This is a genomic window from Streptomyces griseoloalbus, assembly GCA_014650015.1.
Classification (GTDB): domain Bacteria; phylum Actinomycetota; class Actinomycetes; order Streptomycetales; family Streptomycetaceae; genus Streptomyces; species Streptomyces griseoloalbus.
The window spans coordinates 193,634-215,078 of sequence record BMUD01000015.1; the positions used below are offsets into that span (position 1 = coordinate 193,634).

Here is a 21,445-nt window from a genome sequence, read left to right on the forward strand (position 1 = left end):
GGTGACGACCTCGAACCCTCAGGGCGACGGCAGGGGCAGACAGGGCAACTGCGCATGGCGTAGATGCTGCCCGCCTTCGTGGACGCACAGGGTGAAGGTTTCCGGTCCGGGCCGTCCGGCCGAGTCGTAGGCGTCGAGAACCCGCTCGACGTTCTGCCACAGCGGTACCGGCCCTCCCTCCCGCACCTGCCAATCACCGTCGCCGTCCGGGGTCAGCGTGGCGGCCGACCCGCTGACCACGTCGACCAGGTGCAGGACGTCACCGACCGTGGTCAGTTGCGCGTCGGGGACGGCGGTCTGCACGAGGAAGCGCAGCTGGAAGGCCTCCTCGGTCGCGTCGGTGATCCGCTCGGGACCGTGCCGAGCGACCCGCGACCTTCCCGGCAGCCCGGCCGTCCAGTGGCCGGGGTTGCCGATGGCCGGCGCCGCGTGCGCACGGGCCGACATGAAGGAGACCGTGCCGCCCAGCAGGTGCCCCTCGGCGGTGCCGTCCTCGGCGACCGTGAGCAGGACACGGGCGTACCCGTAGAGCCAGCCCGAGAGCGTCAGCAGGATCTTTCCTCCTGGCCGGGTCTGGCCGACCAGGGCCGGGGGAACGGCCCGGAAGGAGCAGGCCGCGACGATCCGGTCGAACGGTGCCTCGGGCCAGTACCCGTACAGTCCGTCCGCGACCGCGAGGGTGGGTGTGTAACCGCAGCCGTGCAGCCCGCTCGCGGCCCGCTCCAGCCGGTGCGGGTCCACCTCGATGCTGGTGACGCAGGCGGAACCGAGGCGTGCGCAGGCGAGCGCGGTCGAGTACCCCGTCCCCGTGCCGATCTCCAGTACCGTGTGCCCTTCCCGGACATCGGCGTCGGCCCACATCCGCACCACGAGCGACGGCAGGGTGGAGGATGAGGTCGGGGCTCCTCCATGACGCTCGGCCGGGTTCTTCCAGTCGGGTTCGTCACCGTCGAACTGCGTGATGAGTGTGGTGTCGGAGTACGCGGCGGCCAGCCAGCGTCCGTGGTCGAGTGCGGCGGTGACGGGCTGCCACACGGTGAGCCCTCGCCCGTCGCGCTGGTCGGCGGGCAGGTAGTAGCCGGGCACGAACCGGTGCCTGGGCACCGTCTCCACGGCCGCACGCCAGGCCGGATCGTCGAGGAACCCGCGTGCGGCGAGCTCTTCCGCCATCGCCCCGCGCAGCCGCGCGGCATCGGTTTCGAGGTCGACGGGCATCGTCATGAACGGCCCTCTCTTTCTACGGTAAGAAGGTCGGCGAACGCCTCGGTGATGGCCGGCGCGTCGGGAAGCCAGCCCCAATGTCCGTTCGGGTTGCACTCGATCGCCGTCCAGTGTTCCGGGTCGTCCCCGTCACCGGTGAGCGCGAAGTCGAAGCAGCCGAAGACCAGACCGAACGAGGCCAGGTAGGCGTGCAGCGCGGCCTCGACGAGAGGCGGCACAGTGATGGGCGCGTGGCGCAGGGCACCCCAGTCGCCCCGGCGCCAGTCCAACGCACCGTCCGGTGCGGCGATCTGCTGGGCGAAGACACGACGGCCGACCACGGTGACGCGTACGTCACCGGTCTTGGGGATCTCGGCCTGGAACAGGTGGGCGGTCACGGTGAGCGTGTCGTCGAAGGTCTCCGGGTCGACCCGCTGGGTCCAGATCGCCCCGGCGCGCCCGTCGTCGCCGGCGGGCAGGCCGCGGAACGTCTTGCAGACGACGGGACCGTGGACGGCGGCGAACTCCTCGGCGGCCTCACGGTCGTTGGTGATCAGCGTCGGAGGAATCCTCAGCCCGAGCCGGGCGAGCCGGCGGAGCTGGGCGGGCTTGGACTCCGCGCGGGCCACCGCGGCCGGATGGTTGACGTACCGGGCGCCGGACAGGGCGTTCAGGACCCCGCCGAGCCCGTGCCGCGCCTCGGCGGCGGCGAAGTCCCGCTGCTGCCGGGGCAGCTGCGCGGACCGGGTGCCGTACGGAGTGGGGCGGCGGTAGTACACCGCCGCCACCTCCCCCGGCTCCACCTCCCGGCTCGCCGTACGCAGCCGTCCACTCCACGCCGGACGGTCCCCGTCGATGCGGAAGCCGAACGTCAGGGCGGGCCCGATGTCGGCGGGGTCGACACGGACGACCGACGCCTCGCGCTCGTTCAACGCGGCGACGACCAGGTCCGCGGTGACGTCCTCCAGCGCAGTGACGACCAGGACGGTGGAGGCCATCGGTCAGTCCGACTCGTAATCGGTGGTGCTGTCGTCCTGCGTCTGGGGCTGCGGACCGTTCCCGTCACCGCCCCCGGACACGGAAGCGGTACCGATCGTCCTCGACGTCCCGTGCTTGCCCATCTCGACCGGCCGCCCGGCGGTGTCGGCGTAGCGGGCGGTCTGTGTGACGGGGTCGAGCGTCACCGCCACATACGGCGGCGGCCCGACCGGCAGCCGGTCGGTGACCAGCCGCAGCGCCCAGGGGGTCTCGGGGGCGAGTGTCGTCATGGGGGTCCCTTCTCTGTCCGCGATGCGGAGTTCCAGATTCTCACCACTCAGTGTGCTCACGCGTGTGCAGACTGTGAATACGGGCAGCTCGTACGGCCGCTGGCTGTACGCCGGCTGCCCGGTTTCTGTCCGCCCTGCCCGGGGTGACCGGGCGCGGGCGGCCGGAGTTGGTCCGGGGAAGGGCGCACGACGGGAGGCGGCGAACATGGGTGAGTGGGAAGCGGGGCTGGACGACGAAGAGGCCGGGGCCGTGATGCGTACGGTCACCCGGCAGTTGAAGCTGTGGCGGGAGGCGGCCGGCCTCACCCAGGCGGAGTTCGGGGCGGCGATCAAGTACGGGGAGGAGACGGTCTCCTGCGTGGAGCGGGGGCGGCGGATCCCCCGGCCGGAGTACTTGGACGCGGCGGACGAGGTGTTGGGTGCGGGCGGAAAGATCGCCGCGATGAAGAAGGACGTGGCGGAGGTCCGGTACCCGAAGAAGGTACGAGATGTGAAGCGCCTGGAAGCGGAAGCCGTCGAGATCTGCTCCTACAACAACTCGGTCATCGACGGGTTGTTGCAGACCGAGGAATACGCGCGGGCGGTGTTCGGCTCACGACGTCCGCCGTTCACGAAGGAAGAACTGGAGCAGCAGGTCACTGCGCGGGCGGCACGCCAAGAGATCATGGACTGCACCGCCACGTTGCCGGTCTTCAGCTTCGTCCAGTGCGAGTCGACCTTGCGGCGCCCGTACGGGGGCACAATGGTGATGCGCAAGCAACTCGAACAGCTGTTGCGGTTGGGTGGGTTGCTGAACGTTGACCTTCAGGTCATGCCTCTTGGGCGCGAGGCAAACGCCGGGGTCGATGGCCCGTTCCGGGTACTCAGGCTCAAGGAAGGCATCACCGTGGGCTACAACGAGGTTCAGCTCACCAGTCGTTCGATCGTCGACCCCAAGCTCGTTCAGATCCTTGAGATCCGTTACGGGGCCATCCGCTCCCAAGCCCTCACTCCCGAAGAGTCCCTGGCCTTCATCGAGAAAATGCTGGGAGAGCCATGAGCTTCAAGCCCGCCTCCAGGGACGAGACAGTGCTCAAGTGGATAAAGAGCAGCCACAGCGGTGCAGACACCCCCTCCTGCGTCGAGGTCGCCACCGCTCCCGAGACCATCCGTATCCGCGATTCCAAGAACCCCGACGGCCCCCGCCTCACCCTCACCCCCACAACCTGGACGGCCTTCTTGCCGTACGTTTCCGGGCACTGAGGGAGTAGACACACGTGGCCCGTATCCGAGCCCACGGGTCCGGGCCACGTCTACGTGTCAGTCGGCGACCGGAGTCGCTTCCGTCGCCGCTCCTTCCCCCCGAGCCTGCTGCAAGGTCTCCGCGATCGCGGCGAACTCCTCCAGCGCGGCCTGAAGGTCTTCGACGATCTCAGCGGCCAGTACCTCGGGCGCGGGCAGGTTGTCCGCGTCGTCGAGGCTCGGGTCGCGCAGCCAGGTGATGTCGAGGTTGGCCTTGTCGCGGGCGGTCAGTTCGGACCGGCCGGCGATCCGCAACAGGCGCTGCAAGACGCAGTGTCCGCTTGACGGATGCCCGGGGACCGTCGCCCATCTCCCGAACCCGATGCAGCGCCTCGGTGTAACGCGGTGAACGGGGTGCCGCAGTGGTGACGTCGGAGGCCGGACGAAGAAGGGCGCCCCCGAAAGGGCGCCCCTCCTCACCTCAGGTCGTCGACCGACGCCTCCGCGCCCCCGGCCGCCGCTCGCTGGGCCGCGTCACCGGGTCGCCGGCCTCCAGCGCGGCCAGCCGCCGGCGCATGCCGAAGTCGGCCAGGGCCTCCGCCAGCTTGTGGACCGACGGCTCGGGAGCCATGACGTCGACCCGCAGGCCGTGCTCCTCGGCCGTCTTCGCCGTCGCCGGGCCGATACACGCGATCACCGTCACGTTGTGCGGCTTGCCCGCGATGCCCACCAGGTTCCGCACCGTCGACGACGACGTGAACAGCACCGCGTCGAAGCCACCGCCCTTGATCGCCTCACGGGTCTCCGCCGGCGGCGGCGACGCGCGCACGGTCCGGTACGCCGTGACGTCGTCGACCTCCCAGCCCAGCTCGATGAGCCCGGCGACCAGGGTCTCCGTGGCGATGTCGGCGCGCGGGAGGAACACCCGGTCGATCGGGTCGAAGACCGGGTCGTACGGAGGCCAGTCCTCCAGCAGGCCCGCGGCCGACTGCTCACCGCTCGGCACCAGGTCCGGCTTCACGCCGAAGGCGATCAGCGCCTTCGCCGTCTGCTCGCCCACCGCGGCGACCTTGATACCGGCGAAGGCACGGGCGTCGAGGCCGTACTCCTCGAACTTCTCGCGGACCGCCTTGACCGCGTTGACCGACGTGAACGCGATCCACTCGTAGCGGCCCGTCACCAGGCCCTTGACCGCCCGCTCCATCTGCTGGGGCGTGCGCGGCGGCTCGACGGCGATCGTCGGCACCTCGTGCGGCACGGCCCCGTACGACCGCAGCTGGTCGGAGAGCGACACCGCCTGCTCCTTCGTACGCGGAACGAGCACCTTCCAGCCGAACAGCGGCTTGGACTCGAACCACGCCAGCCGGTCGCGCTGGGCGGCGGAGGAACGCTCACCGACCACGGCTATCACCGGCCGGCCGCCCTCCGGGGACGGCAGCACCTTCGCCTGCTTCAGCGTCTGCGCGATCGTGCCGAGCGTCGCCGTCCAGGTGCGCTGCCGGGTCGTCGTACCGCCGACGGTCACCGTCATCGGGGTGTCGGGCTTGCGTCCGGCGGACACCAGTTCGCCCGCCGCGGCGGCCACGGAGTCGAGCGTGGTGGAGACCACCACCGTGCCGTCCGACGCCCCGACCTCGGTCCAGCACCGGTCGGACGCCGAACGCGCGTCGACGAACCGCACGTCCGCACCCTCCGCGTCACGCAGCGGCACACCGGCGTACGCCGGCACACCGACCGCGGCCGCGATACCGGGGACGACCTCGAACGGCACCCCGGCCGAGGCGCACGCCAGCATCTCCTCGGCGGCGTACGTGTCGAGCCCGGGATCACCGGACACCGCGCGCACGACCCGCCTGCCGCCCCGCGCGGCCTCCATGACAAGATGTGCGGCATCCCTCACCAGGGGGACACCGGCGGTTGTCGACGCGCCGTCAACAACCGTCAGCTGAGGCGTGCCTGTGCCCACAACCGACGGATCGGCGTCCGTGTGCACTTCGGCGACGCCCTGCCTCGCGTGCGTGCGTACGACGTCGAGCACCTCGTGCTCGGCGACGAGGACGTCCGCGTTCGCCAGCGCCTCCACGGCGCGCAGGGTCAGCAGTCCCGGATCCCCGGGTCCGGCACCGAGGAAGGTGACGTGCCCGTGTTCCGGAGGGGCGGGAAGGGTGGTGGGGCTCACTGTGCTCGCTCCCCCATCAGACCGGCCGCGCCCTGCGCGAGCATCTCGGTGGCGAGTTCGCGACCGAGTGCCATCGCCGCGTCGTGCGTCTCGGGCACGGGACCGGTGGTGGACAGCTGCACCAGCGTCGAGCCGTCGGTGGTGCCGACGACGCCGCGCAGGCGCATTTCCTTGACAGTCTGCCCGTCGGCCAGAAGGTCGGCCAGCGCGCCCACAGGGGCGCTGCAGCCGGCCTCCAGGGCGGCGAGCAGTGACCGCTCGGCCGTCACGGCGACCCGCGTGAACGGGTCGTCGAGCTCGGCGAGCGCGGCGATCAGGTCCGCGTTGTCCGCGGCGCACTCGATCGCCAGTGCCCCCTGGCCGGGGGCGGGCAGCACCGTGTCGACCGACAGGAAGTCGGTCACCTCGTCACTGCGTCCGATCCGGTTCAGTCCGGCGGCGGCCAGCACCACGGCATCCAGTTCGCCGTTCATGACGTACCCGATGCGGGTGTCGACGTTGCCCCGGATCGGGACCGTCTCGATGTCCATGCCGTGGCCGCGCGCGTACGCGTTCAGCTGCGCCATCCGGCGCGGCGAACCCGTACCGACGCGGGCGCCGCGCGGCAGGTCGGTGAGTTTGCGCGCGTCCCGCGCGACGATCACGTCCCGCGGGTCCTCGCGCACCGGTACGGCGGCCAGGACCAACTCGTCGGGCTGCGCCGTCGGCAGGTCCTTCAGCGAGTGCACCGCGAAGTCCACCTCGCCCCGCGCCAGTGCCTCCCGCAGCGCGGCCACGAACACGCCCGTGCCGCCTATCTGCGCGAGGTGCTCGCGCGAGACATCGCCGTATGTGGTGATCTCGACGAGCTCGACGGGCCGTCCGGTCACCTGGCTCACGGCATCCGCCACCTGCCCGGACTGGGCCAGGGCGAGTTTGCTTCGCCTGGTCCCCAGCCTCAGTGCCTTCTCAGTCATGCCGGCCCTCGGTTCTGTGCGTTCTTCTCGGTGCTTTCCTCGGCTCGGGAGACGGAGGCCACCGTCTCGGGGTCGAGGTCGAACAGGGTGCGCAGCGCGTCGGCGTACCCGGCGCCGCCGGGCTCGGCCGCGAGCTGCTTGACCCGTACCGTCGGGGCGTGCAGCAGCTTGTCGACCACCCGCCGCACGGTCTGGGTGATCTCCGCGCGGTGTTTGTCGTCCAGGCCGGGCAGCCGCCCCTCCAGACGGGCGATCTCACCGGCCACCACATCGGCCGCCATGGTGCGCAGGGCGACCACGGTCGGCGTGATGTGCGCCGCCCGCTGCGCCGCCCCGAACGCGGCGACCTCGTCGGAGACGATACGCCGGACCTGGTCCACATCGGCAGCCATCGGAGCGTCCGCGGAGGCCTCCGCGAGCGATTCGATGTCCACCAGCCGCACGCCGGCGAGGCGGTGCGCGGCCGCGTCGATGTCGCGCGGCATCGCGAGGTCCAGCAGGAAGAGCACGGGCTCGGGACGCGGCGGCTCGGCCACCGGCTCCGGGCGGCGCCGCTCGGGAATCCGTCCGACGGCGGCCGCGGTCGCGGCCAGCGCGCCGATCAGCTCGGCGTCGGCCTCGGGTCCACTGCGCGTGGTCTCCCGGCGGTCGACGGTGCCGCTCGCGGCCCACGCGGCGTGCTGCTCCAGCGTCGCCGCGTCCATGCCGGCGACGGCGGCCTCCCCCATCACGGAGAAGCCGGGCTGTACGGCGGACAGGTCGAGCGGGCAGTTCTCGTCGGCGCCGGTGGTGGTGCCGGTGACGCTGGTGGTGGGAAGCGGGGCCTCCGCCTCCGTGGTGGGCTCGGCGGCCCGGGCGGGCTGCCGCTCCCCGACGCGGCTCTCGACGCCCCCGGCGATCGCGTCGGCCGTGAGGACCAGTCCCGTCGCGCCGGTGCAGGAGACGACGACATCTGCACGTGTCAGCTCGAACGGCACCGACCCCATCGGTACCGCGCGGGCCGACACGTCGGCTTCGTCGCTCTCCATGAGGCTCCGCGCCAGACGCTCGGCGCGCTCGGGCGTGCGGTTCGCGATCACGACCTCGGCGACACCGGCCCTCGCGAGCGTGACCGCCGCCAGCGAGGACATCGAACCGGCGCCGATGACCAGGGCCTTCTTGTCCCGGGCCCACACCCCGACGGGCGTACCGAGGGCCAGCTGCTCCAGCCCGAACGTGACCAGGGACTGCCCGGCGCGGTCGATCCCGGTCTCGGAGTGGGCGCGCTTGCCGACCCTGAGCGCCTGCTGGAACAGGTCGTTCAGCAGTCGTCCGGCGGTGTGCAGCTCCTGCGCCCGGGCCAGGGAGTCCTTGATCTGGCCGAGGATCTGCCCCTCGCCCACGACCATCGAGTCCAGCCCGCAGGCCACCGAGAACAGGTGGTGGACGGCCCGGTCCTCGTAATGCACATAGAGATAAGGAGTGAGCTCGTCCAGGCCGACCCCGCTGTGCAGGGCGAGCAGCGTGGACAGCTCGGCCACACCCGCGTGGAACTTGTCCACGTCGGCGTACAGCTCGATGCGGTTGCAGGTGGCGAGGACCGCGCCCTCGGTGGCCGGTTCGGTGGTGACCGTGTCCTGCAGCAGCTTGACCTGCGCGTCCACGCTCAGCGAGGCCCGCTCCAGCACGCTGACCGGCGCGCTGCGGTGACTGAGTCCGACGACGAGGAGACTCATGCCGGCATCACGGCGGGTACGTCCCCGTCGGGCCCCTGATCGGTGGCGGACTCGGTGCGGGTGGCGGTCGGGACGGCGGGGGACTCGGCCGTGGCCGTGGCCTCCTCGCCGGCCTTGCGCTGCTCGTGGAAGGCGAGGATCTGCAGCTCGATGGAGAGGTCGACCTTGCGCACGTCGACGCCGTCCGGCACGGACAGCACGGTCGGCGCGAAGTTCAGGATGGAGGTGACACCGGCGGCCACGAGCCGGTCGCAGACCTGCTGGGCGGCACCGGCGGGGGTCGCGATCACGCCGATCGAGACGCCGTTGTCCTGGATGATCGATTCCAGCTCGTCGGTGTGCTGCACCGGGATCCCTGCGACGGGCTTTCCGGCCATCGCGGGGTCGGCGTCGATCAGCGCGGCGACCCGGAAGCCACGGGAGGCGAAGCCGCCGTAGTTGGCGAGGGCGGCGCCGAGGTTACCGATTCCTACGATCACAACCGGCCAGTCCTGCGGCAGGCCGAGTTCGCGGGAGATCTGGTACACGAGATACTCGACGTCGTAGCCGACGCCCCTGGTCCCGTAGGAACCCAGGTAGGAGAAGTCCTTGCGCAGCTTCGCGGAATTGACCCCCGCCGCGGCCGCCAGCTCCTCCGAGGAGACCGTGGGCACCGAGCGCTCCGAGAGCGCGGTGAGGGCGCGGAGGTACAGCGGAAGCCGGGCGACGGTGGCCTCGGGAATCCCTCGGCTACGGGTCGCCGGTCGGTGAGTTCGGCCAGTTGCCACGGTGCTCCTGCGGGTAGAGCGGGGCTTCAGGCGGTCATACGTCCCCGGACCGCCCCGTCGAATGCAGGCTATGTCTTTGTGAACGCGTGCACAAAGATTGTGTCCGATTTGCCCGGCCAACGTGACCGGGGTCACGCGCCCCCGGCGCACTTGTGAGGAACCGGCGCACACGCGCCGCCGTTCCTTGTCTTCCGGGGGCAAAACCGCACACTCTCCTCTGTGAATCCCGCCCCCGAGACCAAGCCGCCATCGATCCTAAGCGACTTTCCAGCCACATTGGACTGGCCGGTCAGTCGCTGAGCGCCTTGCGGAGACGGTCCTCGTTCACGCGCCAGAAGGTGTGCTGACGGCCGTCGACGAGGACCACGGGGATCTGCTCCCAGTACTGCTCGTACAGCTCCCGGTCCTCGGTGATGTCCTTGGGCTCCCACCGGACGCCGAGGTCCGCGCACACCTTCTCCACCACCACCTGCGCGTCGTCGCACAGATGACAGCCGGGCTTGCGCACGAGGGTGACGAGCCGGTCCCGCGGGGCGGCCGGGGTGTTGCGGCGGAAGAGAGGGCTCATGGCCGCCATTGTCGCGCGCCTCAACGACACGGACCCGCGGAGTTCACGGCGTTCGAACCTCTCGGATCCGGAACCGCCGGGCGGACTGGCTATGCTCACGCCATGGCCGCTCTCGGATGGCTCACTCCCCGTAGGCGCTCCGCCACGGCGCGGAGCGTGTTGGCAGGCGAGGCCTCGGCGGAGGCAGCACGCAAGTCCACCCAGGAAGTTCCCGAACGCGAACCGGAATTCCCGGTACCCGGCGACGAACGCGCCGCCGCGTTCTTCGACCTGGACAACACGGTGATGCAGGGCGCCGCCCTGTTCCACTTCGGGCGGGGCCTGTACAAGCGGAAGTTCTTCGACACCCGCGACCTCGCCCGGTTCGCCTGGCAGCAGGCCTGGTTCCGGCTGGCCGGGGTCGAGGACCCCGAGCACATGCAGGACGCCCGCGACTCGGCGCTCTCCATCGTCCAGGGCCACCGCGTCTCCGAGCTGCAGTCCATCGGCGAGGAGATCTACGACGAGTACATGGCCGAGCGGATCTGGCCGGGGACCCGGGCGCTGGCACAGGCGCACCTGGACGCGGGGCAGCGGGTGTGGCTCGTCACCGCGGCACCGGTGGAGATCGCCCAGGTGATCGCCCGCCGACTGGGGCTGACCGGGGCGCTGGGGACGGTCGCGGAGTCGGTCGACGGCGTGTACACGGGCAAACTGGTGGGCGAACCGCTGCACGGGCCGGCGAAGGCGGAGGCGGTACGCGCCCTGGCGCTGGCGGAGGAACTGGACCTGAGCCGCTGCGCGGCCTACAGCGACTCGCACAACGACATCCCGATGCTGTCGCTGGTGGGCCACCCGTACGCGATCAACCCGGACGCCAAGCTCCGCAAGCACGCCCGCCGCATGGACTGGCGCCTGCGCGACTACCGCACCGGCCGCAAGGCGGCGAAGGTCGGCATCCCGGCGGCAGCAGGCGTGGGCGCGGTGGCCGGCGGCACGGCAGCAGCCATCGCCCTCCACCGCAAACGCCGCTGACCGCGACCCCAGACACCCGGCCCACCCCTCACCACACCCGCGGACAGTCCCGCCACCCCTCACCACACCCGCGGACAGTCCCGCCACCCCTCACCACACCCGCAGAGAGTCTGCCGCCCGGCACGCGTCCGCACCCGCCGGCCATCGCGCCACCCCTCACCGCCCCGAGGGCAGTCGTGCCACCCCTCACCACACACGCGAACAGCCCTGCCACCCACGCCCACACCCGCGGACAGTCGCGCCGCCCCTCACACACACGCGGCCAGTCCTGCCACCCACGCCCACATCCGCGGAGAGTCTGCCGCCCAAGCCCGCGTCCGCACCCGCACCCGCACCCGCACCCGCACCCGCCGGCCATCGCGCCACCCCTCACCGCACCCGCGGGCAGTCGTGCCGCAGGGCGGCACGGGTGGGCGCGACGGCACCCCGCGAGCGCCGGGCCGCGCAACCACCCCCGGCCCACACCCACACCGGGCACGAGTCAACACCCGCACCCCCACCCCCGTACAACCCCACCCCTGACCGACCCGGACCACACCCCCCACCCCGCCCGTGAACACGGCAATCCAACTGCCGTACCCCGCAACCCCCCTGTCCAGTCCTGTTGGCTGCACACGGCCACAACTCGCCCCAGACCCACCCCGAACACGCAACATTCCGATCAACATCCGGTCATCACCCGGCACTTGATCCCACGTCAACCGGTTACAGAAGCGACGTAATCGGTGATTTGAGCAACTCGGTGTAGCAGAGCCTGCACGAAGCGTTATTCTCCTCAGACGCAATCCGGTACCCACCCGTCGCTACGACGGGTGAAAGGTCCCGCACTGCACGTGATGAAAGCTCTGCCTCTGGGAGTCCCGTGTACCCACACGTCGGGGTTGACGCCTCGGGCCTGGCTACGCTGCGCGCGACAGTCGCGACAGCCCGAGACATGTTGCGCGACATCGTCCCCACCGCGCACACCGTCCCCGCATTCGCCACCGCCCCCGTCGGCCCGTGCTACGCCCTTGCCGACGGCACCGCCGCGGTCGGCAGACGAGGGCGCCCCTCCGGTGCCGCCACCACCGCCCGCCGTCCGGCCGCCGACAGCGACAGCGCCCGGATGATGGACCTCGTGGAGCGGGCCCAGGCCGGCGAGGCCGACGCCTTCGGACGGCTCTACGACCAGTACAGCGACACCGTGTACCGGTACATCTACTACCGGGTCGGCGGAAAGGCGACCGCCGAGGACCTCACCAGCGAGACCTTTCTTCGGGCACTGCGCCGCATCGGCACCTTCACCTGGCAGGGGCGCGACTTCGGCGCCTGGCTGGTGACCATCGCCCGCAACCTCGTCGCCGACCACTTCAAGTCCAGCCGCTTCCGGCTCGAGGTCACCACCGGAGAGATGCTCGACGCCAACGAGGTCGAGCGCTCCCCCGAGGATTCCGTTCTCGAGTCCCTGTCCAATGCCGCCCTCCTCGATGCCGTACGACGACTCAACCCCCAACAGCAGGAGTGCGTCACGCTCCGATTTCTCCAGGGTCTGTCCGTCGCCGAGACCGCCCGCGTGATGGGCAAGAACGAGGGCGCCATCAAGACCCTGCAGTACCGGGCCGTCCGCACCCTCGCCCGCCTCCTCCCCGAAGACGCCCGCTGACCCAAAGACGGCCGCTGACCCAAAGACGGCCGCTGACCCAAAGACGGCCGCTGACCCGAACGCACCCGCCGACCCGACACCCAGCCACCCACCGGCCGACCGACACACACTCCGCGACACCCAACTCACGGTACGTGAAAGTCGGTTGGCTTCCTCATTCCGTCATCCGGCGTCCGTAACCCAAGTGCCGCGCCACTCGTTGTGCGGGATACAGGCTCCCTGTGGTCACCCCCTGACCGACTTCGATCACCTGATCGTGTGCCCTTGGTCAGGTCGGGGAACCCTCAGGACCCCCTGGGGAGTCGACCGTCATGACGAGAGGAGGTGCCGCCAGTGATCGCGAACGTATCGGCGCACCGGCGGGCGAACGCCTTCGCCCAGGCCCTGGAGGAACAGTCCGACCGGGGCGCGGCGGCCGAGCAGTCCGAAGGATCGGCACCGGCCCCGGCCGCCGCGCAGAGCGAGCAGGCGCGGTTGCTCGCGCTGGCCTCCGGCCTCGGCGCGCTGCCCAAGCCGGAGCTGGACCCCGAGGTCAAGGTCGTCCAGCGGGCCCAACTGGTGGCCGCGTTCGAGGCCATGCTCCAGGAGGGCACCGCGGCGGGCGAGGCGACGGATCGGGCCGTTCCCGAACAACACTCGCGCCGGGCCCGCGGCGCACACCGCGCAGCCCCCCTGGGCAAGCTGCGACCGCGCTCCCGGCTGGCCAAAGGACTCACCGCGGGCGGACTCACCGTCGGGGTCGCCGCCGGCGCCCTCGGCGGAGTCGCCGCCGCCAGCTCCGACGCCCTGCCCGGCGACTCCCTCTACGGCCTCAAGCGAGGCATCGAGGACGTCAGACTCGGCCTCGCCGACGGCAACGACGAGCGGGGGCGGGTCTACCTCAACCACGCCTCCACCCGCCTCGGCGAAGCCCGCCGGCTGATGGAGCGCGGACGCAGCGGCCCCCTGGACCACGAGTCCCTCGGCGAGATCCGCCGCGCCCTGTCCGGGATGCGGCACGACGCGTCCGAGGGCCACCGGCTGCTGCGCCAGGCCTACCAGCGCGACCCGGACTCCCTGAGTCCCCTCCAGACGCTCTCCTCCTTCTCCCACGCACACCGCGAGAGCTGGGGCACCCTGCGCGACCGACTGCCCGTGCAGTTGGGCGACGTCAGTGAGCAGGTCTCGTCGGTGTTCGACGCCATAGACCAGGACGTCGCCCCGTTGCAGTCCCTGCTCCCCTCGTCTCCGACCCAGGACGACGGCGGCGGGACACCTCGGCGCGGCTCCGCATCGTCGCCCGGCGCCCCGTCCGACACGGGCCCCTCGCAGTCCCCCGGCACCGGCACCTCCGCCGAGAGCGGCACCAGCAGTGACGGACCGTCCGATTCCGCCGACACCGGCGGCGAGAGCGACGGCCTGCTCGGCGGCAACACCGGCGGCCTGCTCGACCCGCCCGAGGCCGGCGGCGCCGGCACGTCGCCGCCGGCCTCGGCCGACCCCACACCACCCCCCGCCCCCGACGTCACCCTCCCGCCGCTCCTCCCCGGGCTGCTCCCCGGGCTGGGCATCGACGGAGAGAACGGGGAGTAGGACCTGAGGGCGCCCCTCTCGCCGAGGGGCGCCCCCGGAGTCGTACGCGAGCGCGACCGACCCCCGTATCCGCACGCGACGCTCCGGAAGACCACCGACCGCCGCCGCACCAGCAGCGTGCCCCCTCCTGCCCGCTGCCCTCGCACCGCTCCGCAGGCGTCGAACAGCCGCACCGGACTCCGACCGTCGGCTCACCGCCCCCGGCCCGCAGAGGCCGCCTCAGAAAAACACCGACCGCCGCTGCACCAGCAGCTTGTACAACGTGTGCTGGATCTGTTCCCTGACCTGGTCGGTCAGGTTGAACATCAGCATCGGGTCCTCCGCCGCCTCCGGCGGATAACCGTCCGTCGGAATCGGCTCCCCGAACTGGATCGTCCACTTCGTCGGCAGCGGAATCGCCCCCAGCGGCCCCAGCCACGGGAACGTCGGCGTCAACGGGAAGTACGGAAAGCCCAGCAGCCGGGCCAGCGTCTTCGCGTTGCCGATCATCGGATAGATCTCCTCCGCCCCGACGATCGAGCACGGGATGATCGGAGCCCGCTGCCGCAGCGCGGTGGAGACGAACCCGCCCCGCCCGAAGCGCTGCAGCTTGTAACGCTCACCGAAGGGCTTCCCGATGCCCTTGAACCCCTCCGGCATCACCCCCACCAGCTCACCCTGCCCGAGGAGGCGTTCGGCGTCCTCCGCGCAGGCCAGGGTGTGCCCGAGCTTGCGGGCGAGCTCGTTGACCACCGGCAGCATGAACACCAGGTCCGCAGCGAGCAGCCGCAGATGGCGCCCGGCCGGATGGTGGTCGTGGACGGCGACCTGCATCATCAGGCCGTCCACCGGCACCGTCCCGGAGTGGTTGGCGACGATCAGGGCACCACCCTCCGAGGGGATGTTCTCGATGCCCTTCACCTCGACCCGGAAGTACTTCTCGTACACCGGACGCAGCAGGGACATCAGGACCTGGTCGGTGAGTTCCTCGTCGTAGCCGAAGTCGTCGACCTCGTAATCCCCGGTGAGCCGGCGGCGCAGGAAGGCCAGACCGCTCGCGACCCGCCGCTCCAGACCGTCCGTGCCGTCACCGGTGCCGCCGACGGTCTCGTCACCGGCCGGCTCCTGGGGCTGCTGTTCCTCACGGGTCACGGGCTCATCATCCCGCGCCGACGCCACGCCCGGCAGCGGCTGGACCTCCCCCACCTCCGCCGGCCGCGCGGTGCCCTGGCGCCGGCTTCCCGCACCTCGGCGGCGCGACGGGCGCTGCGCGGCACCCGCACGGGAGCGGTGGTCGTCGTCGAACGGAATGACCTTGGCGTCCGCCATCGTTGCTGCGCTCCTCAGTTGGCGCTCTGCGTCGGAGGGTGACCACTGCCCGGCATGGGCAGCGCGGCGATCCGGTCGACGGCCCTCTCGAGGGCCTCCGGCGGAAGCAGCCCGGGACCACGACTGCGCACGAACTCCGCAAACGTTTCGGCAGTCGTGTACTTCGGGGTGAAGCCCAGCGTCTCCCGCATCTGGTCCGTCGCCACCACCCGACCGTGCGTGAGCAGCCGGATCTGCTCGGGCGAGAAGTCCGTCATCCCCAGCGTACGCACCAGCGAACCCGCCCAGGTGACCGCGGGAAGCAGCAGCGGCACGGTGGGCCGGCCGAGCCGCCTCGAACACTGCGAGAGCAGCAGGACACCGTCGCCGGCGATGTTGAAGGTGCCGCTGTTCAGCGTGGAACGCCGCGGTTCGTGCGAACCGATCCGCAGCACCTCGATGACGTCGTCCTCGTGCACGAACTGCAGCCGGGGGTCGTAGCCCAACACGGTCGGCAGCACCGGCAGCGAGAAGTACGAGGCGAGCGGACTGTCCGCGGCCGGGCCCAGGATGTTGGCGAACCTGAGCACACACACGGCGACGTCCGGGCGGCGGCGCGCGAAGCCGCGCACATAACCCTCGACCTCGACCGTGTCCTTCGCGAAGCCACCGCTCGGCAGCGACTTGGGCGGAGTCGTCTCGGTGAAGACCGCCGGGTCGCGGGGCGCCGAACCGTAGACGTTCGTACTGGACTTCACGACCAGCCGTCTGATGCCGGGGGACTTCTGACAGGCACCCAGCAGCTGCATGGTGCCGATGACGTTGGTCTCCTTGAGCGCGGCCCGGCTGCCGCTGCCGAGCGGCGTACCCGTGACGTCGAGGTGGACGACGGTGTCGGCGCCCGACTCGGCGAGCACCCGCGCGATGGTGGGCTGGCGGATGTCCGCCTGGACGAAGTCGGCGCCGCCCAAGTGATGCTCGGGCGGAACCGCGTCCACGGCGACGACCCGGTCCACCTCGGGATCACGCTGGATCCGCCGGACGAAACGGCCTCCCAGCTGACGGGCCACTCCGGTCACGAGCACGACCTTTCCCAAGATCAGCGCCTTCCTTTTCGCCCTCGTCCTGATGGCCGACCTGACGGCCAACCTATCGGTTCGCCGTCGCTCTGTGGCATCCACCCGATGCGTGACGTGACGATCACCCCGGACGTACGAACCGCCCCGGCCCCGAGGACCGCACCACCAGCCGCCCGCACCCGCCCGGCACACGGCAGTGGCCCCCCACCGAAGTGCGGTGGGGGGCCACTGGACACGCTCTCGCGCTGTCGCTTACTTCTTGTTGCGACGCTGAACGCGCGTGCGCTTGAGCAGCTTGCGGTGCTTCTTCTTGGCCATCCGCTTGCGCCGCTTCTTGATAACAGAGCCCACGACTACCCTCGCTCACTTCTCATCACTCGGTGTTTGGGCGCCATGGGCCCACACGACCTACGAGGGGCTAGCCTACCCGTCCGAGCGCTGAGGTCGTAATCGAGGTGACCGGGGAGGCCCATGAGTGCCCTGTACGGGTCTCCCCGGGTCGCCGTCAGGCGGTTTCCACCCCCACGTAGCTCTCGCGGAGGTACTCGTGAACCGCTTGCTCCGGGACGCGGAAGGACCGCCCCACCCGGATCGCGGGCAGATGACCACTGTGCACCAACCGGTACACGGTCATCTTCGACACTCGCATCACCGAGGCGACTTCCGCCACGGTAAGGAACTGAACCTCGTTCAGAGGCCTCTCGCCAGCTGCAGCCATGACACACCTGAACCTTCCGCACTCGACGGCCACCGGCTTCCCCTTCCGGTGACTCTTCGTCGCTGCGTGCTCACTCCCCAATGTAGGGGCGGGTGATGCGAGTGGGGAAGAGGTGCACCCATCGGCGGCCTACTGTGACAGACACGCTCGATTGAGTACGTAGCGGGCCAGCGGCAGGTAGTAATCGGACCGCACACCGTCATCAAGTGGAACGACGACGGACACGCGCCCCTCGGCCTCCCCGACGAAGGGGGCGGGGTCGTTCACATCGGCCGGCCCGACCGCCTCGAACCCCAGCTGACCTGCACCGCAGACCCAACCGTGGTCTCCGATCACCAGCCCGGGAAGCGGCCCGCCGGCGTCGGCCACCGCGGCGAGCGCGGTCCGAACCGGGAGCGGCGAGTGCGTGTGTGCGCCCGGCTCACAACCGGGGCGTTCCGGGGCCGCGCTCCGGACGAACCCGACTCCTCGTACGTAGTCGAGGTTGTACGTGCGTAGACCGAACCGGGTCGTTATGTCGACACGGCGACCCTGCGCCGGGGTGAGAACCGTACATCCCGCCGCCGACAAGCCGTCTGCCAGCGCGGCGTAGAAGCCGATCAGCCGGTGCGGATGGCCCGTGCCGACGAGCACCGGCACACGACGCCGGGCGGCGTCCGCCAGCCGCTCCGCGCAGGCGTCCAGGGCGGCCAGGGTCCGCTCGGGGTCGATCACATCATGGCCGAAGGTGTGCCCCGGGTCGGCCGAAACCCCGCACCTGTCCGCCATCAACGCGATCACATCCCGCTCGCCCCACACCCATTCGGGATCCAACCCGATCAAAACGCGCGGGTCCCGGGCGGCGAACAGCCGATAGCTGCGCAGGCTCTCCTCCCGCGGGGTGCCCACGACCCCGGCGAGCCGGGCAGCCAGAAGATGCGCGCGAAGATCGACGGTGGTCAGCACGGAAGAGATGGTGCGGGACGGCGGGGCGGGACACCCCCATAACGGGCGAACACCGCACAGTCGGCGTAACGACCCCCGGGGACGACGGCCCTCAGGGCAGCAGCCCGCGCAGCGGGAACACCGCACGCCGGACCGCGAGGATCGCCTGGTCCAGACGGTCCGCCGGATCGTAACCCTCGTCCCACGCGGCCCAGGAGACCGGCCACCGCCCGTCGGTCATCCGCCGCGGCGCCGACTGGCGGGTCCGGGCGTAGACCTCCTGCCGCCAGCCCTCGGGAATCGGTGTCGTCGGATCCACCGGCCGCTCGGCCGCGATCCCCACCAGATGCGTCCAGGACCGCGGGACGACCTCCACCACCGCGTATCCACCGCCGCCGAGCGCCACCCACCGCCCGTCGGCGTACGCGTGCGCGAGCTCGTGGCACGCCACCTGCACCGCCCGCTGCGCGTCCAGCGACACCGCCAGATGCGCCAGCGGATCCTCGAAGTGCGTATCGGCCCCGTGCTGCGTCACCAGCACCTGCGGCCGGAAGTCCGCGATCAGCTCCGGTACGACCGAGTGGAACGCCCGCAGCCACCCGGCATCCCCGGTCCCGGCCGGCAGGGCGACGTTGACCGCGCCGCCCTCCGCGCCGGCCGCCCCCGTCTCCTCCGGCCACCCGGTCTGCGGGAACAGGGTCCGCGGGTGCTCGTGCAGCGAGATCGTCAGCACGCGCGGGTCCTCCCAGAACGCCGCCTGCACACCGTCCCCGTGATGCACGTCGACATCGACGTACGCGATCCGCTCGGCCCCCAGCTCCAGCAGGCGCGCGATCGCCAGCGAGGCGTCGTTGTACACGCAGAACCCGGAGGCCGCACCTGGCATCGCATGGTGCAGCCCGCCCGCGAAGTTCACCGCGTGCGCCGCCTCCCCGCGCCACACGGCCTCCGCCGCGCCCACCGACTGCCCCGCGATCAGTGCCGACACCTCGTGCATCCCCGCGAACGCGGGATCGTCCATCGTCCCGAGCCCGTACGACGGATCCGCCGCCGCCGGGTTCGCGGACGCGGCCCGCACCGCCTCGATGTAGTCCTCCCGGTGGACGAGCCGCAGCGTCGACTCCCCGGCCGCCTTCGCGGCGACCACCTCCACCTCACGGTCGAGCCCGAGGGCACCGACCAGACTCCGGGTCAGCGCGAGCCGGACCGGGTCCATCGGATGGTCCCGGCCGAAGTCATAGCCCGTCACTGCCTCGTCCCACATCAGCTGCGCGCGACCGCTCATGCCCGCCACCGTATCGGTCCGGTCGAGCGGCGAACGAGCGGGCGGGCACCAGAGTCACCAGCACCAACACCATCGGCACCAGCATCGCCCCGCGGTAGCTCCAGGCATCACCGAGCGCCCCGACCAACGGCGAACCGATCAGAAACCCCACATAATTGAAGACGTTGAGCCGCGCCACGGCCGCGTCCGAAGCCCCCGGACTGCCGCTCTCGAAGGCCCGTCGTCCCGCCGCCGCGAAGGTCTGCGGCACCAGCACGCACAGGCCCAGCCCCAGCAGCGTGAACCCCAGCATCCCCACCCACGCCCCCGGCGCCCCGGCCACCACGGCGAACCCCACCGCCGCCACCAGCGCCCCGGCCCGCACCACCACCACGGCCCCGAACCGCCGCACCCCGACGTCCCCGACCGCCCGCCCCAGCAGCGTGGTGACCATGTAGAGGTTGTACGGAACGGTCGCCAACTGCTCCGAACTCCCCAGCACGTCCTGGAGGTACTTGGCGCTCCAGTTGGAGACCGTCGAGTCCCCGATGTACGCCACCGTCATCACCAGACACAACGGCAACAGCCATGTGGACGCGCCGGCACCGCCGCCCTCCCCCTCGGCTCCCTCCGCCCCTGGTGAGCCGCCCCGGTCGACATACCACCGGCTCCCGACCAGCGCGGACGGCAACAGCACCACCACCACCGGCAGATACGACACCCACAGCGCCGGCTCCCCGCGCGCCCCCACCCACGCGAGCGACGCCCCGACGATCCCGCCCAGGCTGTACGCGGCATGGAAACCGAGCATGATGCTGCGCCCGTACGCCCGCTGCAGACTCACCCCGAGCATGTTCATCGACGCGTCCAGCCCGCCCACGGCCAGCCCGAACGCGGCCAGCGCCACGCCCAGGACGGCCATGTGGTCCCCCGCCCCGACGCCCAGCAGCGCCAGCAGCACCACGGGTTGCGACCACCGCAGCACCCGGCTCGGCGGCACCCGCTTCACCAGCCGCTCCGTCGTCACACTGCCGATGCCGGCCAGGACGGGCACGGCGGCGAGGAAGACGGGCAGCAGCGCGTCGGAGACCCCGTACCGGTCCTGGATGGCCGGAATCCGCGTCACGAGCAGAGCGAAGGCGACGCCCTGGACGAGAAAGCTGAACGCCAGTGAGCCCCTGCCGCGCCGCAGCACATCGGTCATGGCGGCGAGCGTAGGGCTCGGGCGTACCGGTGGGTAGATCCGGTCAAAGGTGAAGTGTGTTCAGTTTCCCGGGAGCAGTGCGGCCAACTCGCGCATGTCGTCGAAGAGCCGCGTGGCCCCGGCGAGTTTCCCGGCAGGGGTCATCGCGGTGTATCCGTACACATCCATCCCGGCCGCGACCGCGGCCCGCACGCCCAGCGGACTGTCCTCCACCACCACGCACCGCTCGGGCGTCACTCCCATCCGTTCGGCCGCGTACAGGAACAGATCCGGCGCCGGCTTCCCCCGGCCCACATCCTGCGAACTGAAGATCCGCTCGTCGTCGAACCATCGGTCGAGCCCCGTCGCGCGATGCCCCACCCGGATCCGCTCATGGCTCCCGGACGAGGCCACGCAGTACGGCACCCCGTCCGCGGTCAGTTTCTCGAGTACGTCCGTGGCGCCGACGACCGGTTTCAGCTCCCGCTCGAACGCGGCGAAGACGCGGGCGTGGAACACGTCGTCGAAGTCCGCCGGCAAGCGCTGCCCGGTCCGCTCCGCCACGAGGTCGTGCACGCGGTGCATGGCGGAACCCATGTAGTCGCGGAGGGAGTCCTCGTACGACGTCGGGTGGCCCAGCTCGGTGAGATAGGCGGCCAGGAGCATATTGGAGATCGGCTCGCTGTCGACGAGAACACCGTCGTTGTCAAAGATGACGAGGTCATGGCCCATGTCCCGACCTTAAACGCAGAAAGCCCCCGTGCCGAATGGCACGGGGGCTTTCTATAAGAATTGTTCGGCGGCGTCCTACTCTCCCACAGGGTCCCCCCTGCAGTACCATCGGCGCTGTAAGGCTTAGCTTCCGGGTTCGAAATGTAACCGGGCGTT

The 21,445-nt window shown here is 71.0% G+C and carries 22 protein-coding genes and 1 rRNA gene; 5 read left to right on the plus strand and 18 right to left on the minus strand.

Annotated features, from left to right (window positions below; translation table 11 throughout):
* Positions 1–18 precede the first annotated feature (18 nt).
* The 3 genes from tgmC to tgmA are packed head-to-tail and all read right to left on the minus strand — an operon-like array spanning position 19 to position 2,468.
* Positions 19–1,221 carry an ATP-grasp peptide maturase system methyltransferase gene (tgmC, locus tag IE178_RS23230; protein WP_193513639.1) on the minus strand — a complete coding sequence of 401 codons (1,203 nt, stop codon included), beginning with the start codon at positions 1,219–1,221 and terminating at the stop codon, positions 19–21.
* Entirely contained in the window at positions 1,218–2,198 is a 981-nt protein-coding gene (tgmB, locus tag IE178_RS23235) for an ATP-grasp ribosomal peptide maturase (protein WP_193513640.1), read from the minus strand. The genes tgmC and tgmB overlap by 4 nt, the downstream gene beginning before the upstream one ends.
* Positions 2,199–2,201: 3 nt before the next feature.
* Entirely contained in the window at positions 2,202–2,468 is a 267-nt protein-coding gene (gene tgmA / locus IE178_RS23240) for a putative ATP-grasp-modified RiPP (RefSeq protein WP_184760829.1), read from the minus strand.
* Positions 2,469–2,673: 205 nt separating this feature from the next.
* Here tgmA and IE178_RS23245 point away from each other — a divergent pair, with 205 nt between their 5' ends.
* Both IE178_RS23245 and IE178_RS23250 read left to right on the plus strand, forming a co-directional pair.
* Entirely contained in the window at positions 2,674–3,507 is an 834-nt protein-coding gene (locus tag IE178_RS23245) for a helix-turn-helix domain-containing protein (protein ID WP_193513641.1), read from the plus strand.
* Positions 3,504–3,710 carry a DUF397 domain-containing protein gene (locus IE178_RS23250; RefSeq protein ID WP_193513642.1) on the plus strand — a complete coding sequence of 69 codons (207 nt, stop codon included), beginning with the start codon at positions 3,504–3,506 and terminating at the stop codon, positions 3,708–3,710. The genes IE178_RS23245 and IE178_RS23250 overlap by 4 nt, the downstream gene beginning before the upstream one ends.
* A 57-nt stretch (positions 3,711–3,767) precedes the next feature.
* Here the strand turns inward: IE178_RS23250 and IE178_RS23255 are convergent, their stop codons facing one another.
* From IE178_RS23255 to IE178_RS23280, 6 genes are all read right to left on the minus strand, one after another.
* A complete protein-coding gene (locus IE178_RS23255; protein ID WP_193513643.1) occupies positions 3,768–4,016 on the minus strand; it encodes a methyltransferase in 249 nt (82 codons plus the stop codon).
* Between the two features lie 154 nt (positions 4,017–4,170).
* A complete protein-coding gene (locus IE178_RS23260; protein ID WP_184760826.1) occupies positions 4,171–5,868 on the minus strand; it encodes a bifunctional uroporphyrinogen-III C-methyltransferase/uroporphyrinogen-III synthase in 1,698 nt (565 codons plus the stop codon).
* On the minus strand, positions 5,865–6,824 hold the full coding sequence (gene hemC, locus IE178_RS23265) for a hydroxymethylbilane synthase (protein ID WP_184760825.1): 960 nt from the start codon (positions 6,822–6,824) through the stop codon (positions 5,865–5,867). Before hemC ends, IE178_RS23260 begins: the two co-directional genes overlap by 4 nt.
* A complete protein-coding gene (locus IE178_RS23270) occupies positions 6,821–8,539 on the minus strand; it encodes a glutamyl-tRNA reductase (protein WP_193513644.1) in 1,719 nt (572 codons plus the stop codon). The genes hemC and IE178_RS23270 overlap by 4 nt, the downstream gene beginning before the upstream one ends.
* Entirely contained in the window at positions 8,536–9,306 is a 771-nt protein-coding gene (locus tag IE178_RS23275; protein ID WP_193513645.1) for a redox-sensing transcriptional repressor Rex, read from the minus strand. The genes IE178_RS23270 and IE178_RS23275 overlap by 4 nt, the downstream gene beginning before the upstream one ends.
* A 289-nt stretch (positions 9,307–9,595) precedes the next feature.
* Entirely contained in the window at positions 9,596–9,874 is a 279-nt protein-coding gene (locus tag IE178_RS23280) for a glutaredoxin family protein (RefSeq protein ID WP_193513646.1), read from the minus strand.
* A 102-nt stretch (positions 9,875–9,976) separates the two neighbouring features.
* Here IE178_RS23280 and IE178_RS23285 point away from each other — a divergent pair, with 102 nt between their 5' ends.
* The 3 genes from IE178_RS23285 (at position 9,977) to IE178_RS23295 (ending at position 14,102) form a co-directional block, all read left to right on the plus strand.
* Positions 9,977–10,888 (plus strand): HAD family hydrolase, encoded by a 912-nt coding sequence (locus IE178_RS23285; RefSeq protein WP_184760821.1) that lies wholly within the window; start codon positions 9,977–9,979, stop codon positions 10,886–10,888.
* Between the two features lie 862 nt (positions 10,889–11,750).
* Positions 11,751–12,530, plus strand: a complete 780-nt coding sequence (locus tag IE178_RS23290; RefSeq protein ID WP_184760820.1) for an ECF subfamily RNA polymerase sigma factor, BldN family — start codon at positions 11,751–11,753, stop codon at positions 12,528–12,530.
* Positions 12,531–12,863: 333 nt separating this feature from the next.
* Positions 12,864–14,102, plus strand: a complete 1,239-nt coding sequence (locus tag IE178_RS23295; protein ID WP_193513647.1) for a DUF5667 domain-containing protein — start codon at positions 12,864–12,866, stop codon at positions 14,100–14,102.
* A 219-nt stretch (positions 14,103–14,321) separates the two neighbouring features.
* Here the strand turns inward: IE178_RS23295 and IE178_RS23300 are convergent, their stop codons facing one another.
* The 9 genes from IE178_RS23300 to rrf form a co-directional block, all read right to left on the minus strand.
* Complete coding sequence (locus IE178_RS23300) at positions 14,322–15,410, minus strand: lysophospholipid acyltransferase family protein (RefSeq protein ID WP_184760818.1); 1,089 nt, start codon at positions 15,408–15,410, stop codon at positions 14,322–14,324.
* A gap of 14 nt (positions 15,411–15,424) precedes the next feature.
* Positions 15,425–16,486 carry an NAD-dependent epimerase/dehydratase family protein gene (locus IE178_RS23305; RefSeq protein WP_193513648.1) on the minus strand — a complete coding sequence of 354 codons (1,062 nt, stop codon included), beginning with the start codon at positions 16,484–16,486 and terminating at the stop codon, positions 15,425–15,427.
* A gap of 234 nt (positions 16,487–16,720) precedes the next feature.
* A complete protein-coding gene (locus IE178_RS23310; RefSeq protein WP_003948845.1) occupies positions 16,721–16,819 on the minus strand; it encodes a 30S ribosomal protein bS22 in 99 nt (32 codons plus the stop codon).
* Positions 16,820–16,973: 154 nt separating this feature from the next.
* On the minus strand, positions 16,974–17,186 hold the full coding sequence (locus tag IE178_RS23315) for a helix-turn-helix domain-containing protein (protein ID WP_004984898.1): 213 nt from the start codon (positions 17,184–17,186) through the stop codon (positions 16,974–16,976).
* Between the two features lie 129 nt (positions 17,187–17,315).
* The gene (locus IE178_RS23320; protein WP_184760816.1) at positions 17,316–18,131 is read right to left on the minus strand and encodes a phosphatase; all 816 of its coding nucleotides are present in this window, start codon (positions 18,129–18,131) and stop codon (positions 17,316–17,318) included.
* A gap of 91 nt (positions 18,132–18,222) precedes the next feature.
* Complete coding sequence (locus IE178_RS23325) at positions 18,223–19,395, minus strand: acetoin utilization protein AcuC (RefSeq protein ID WP_184760815.1); 1,173 nt, start codon at positions 19,393–19,395, stop codon at positions 18,223–18,225.
* On the minus strand, positions 19,346–20,578 hold the full coding sequence (locus IE178_RS23330) for an MFS transporter (RefSeq protein WP_193513649.1): 1,233 nt from the start codon (positions 20,576–20,578) through the stop codon (positions 19,346–19,348). Before IE178_RS23330 ends, IE178_RS23325 begins: the two co-directional genes overlap by 50 nt.
* A 60-nt stretch (positions 20,579–20,638) precedes the next feature.
* Complete coding sequence (locus tag IE178_RS23335; protein WP_184760813.1) at positions 20,639–21,289, minus strand: HAD family hydrolase; 651 nt, start codon at positions 21,287–21,289, stop codon at positions 20,639–20,641.
* 62 nt (positions 21,290–21,351) lie between these two features.
* Positions 21,352–21,445, minus strand: a 5S ribosomal RNA gene (rrf, locus tag IE178_RS23340); the annotation flags it as partial.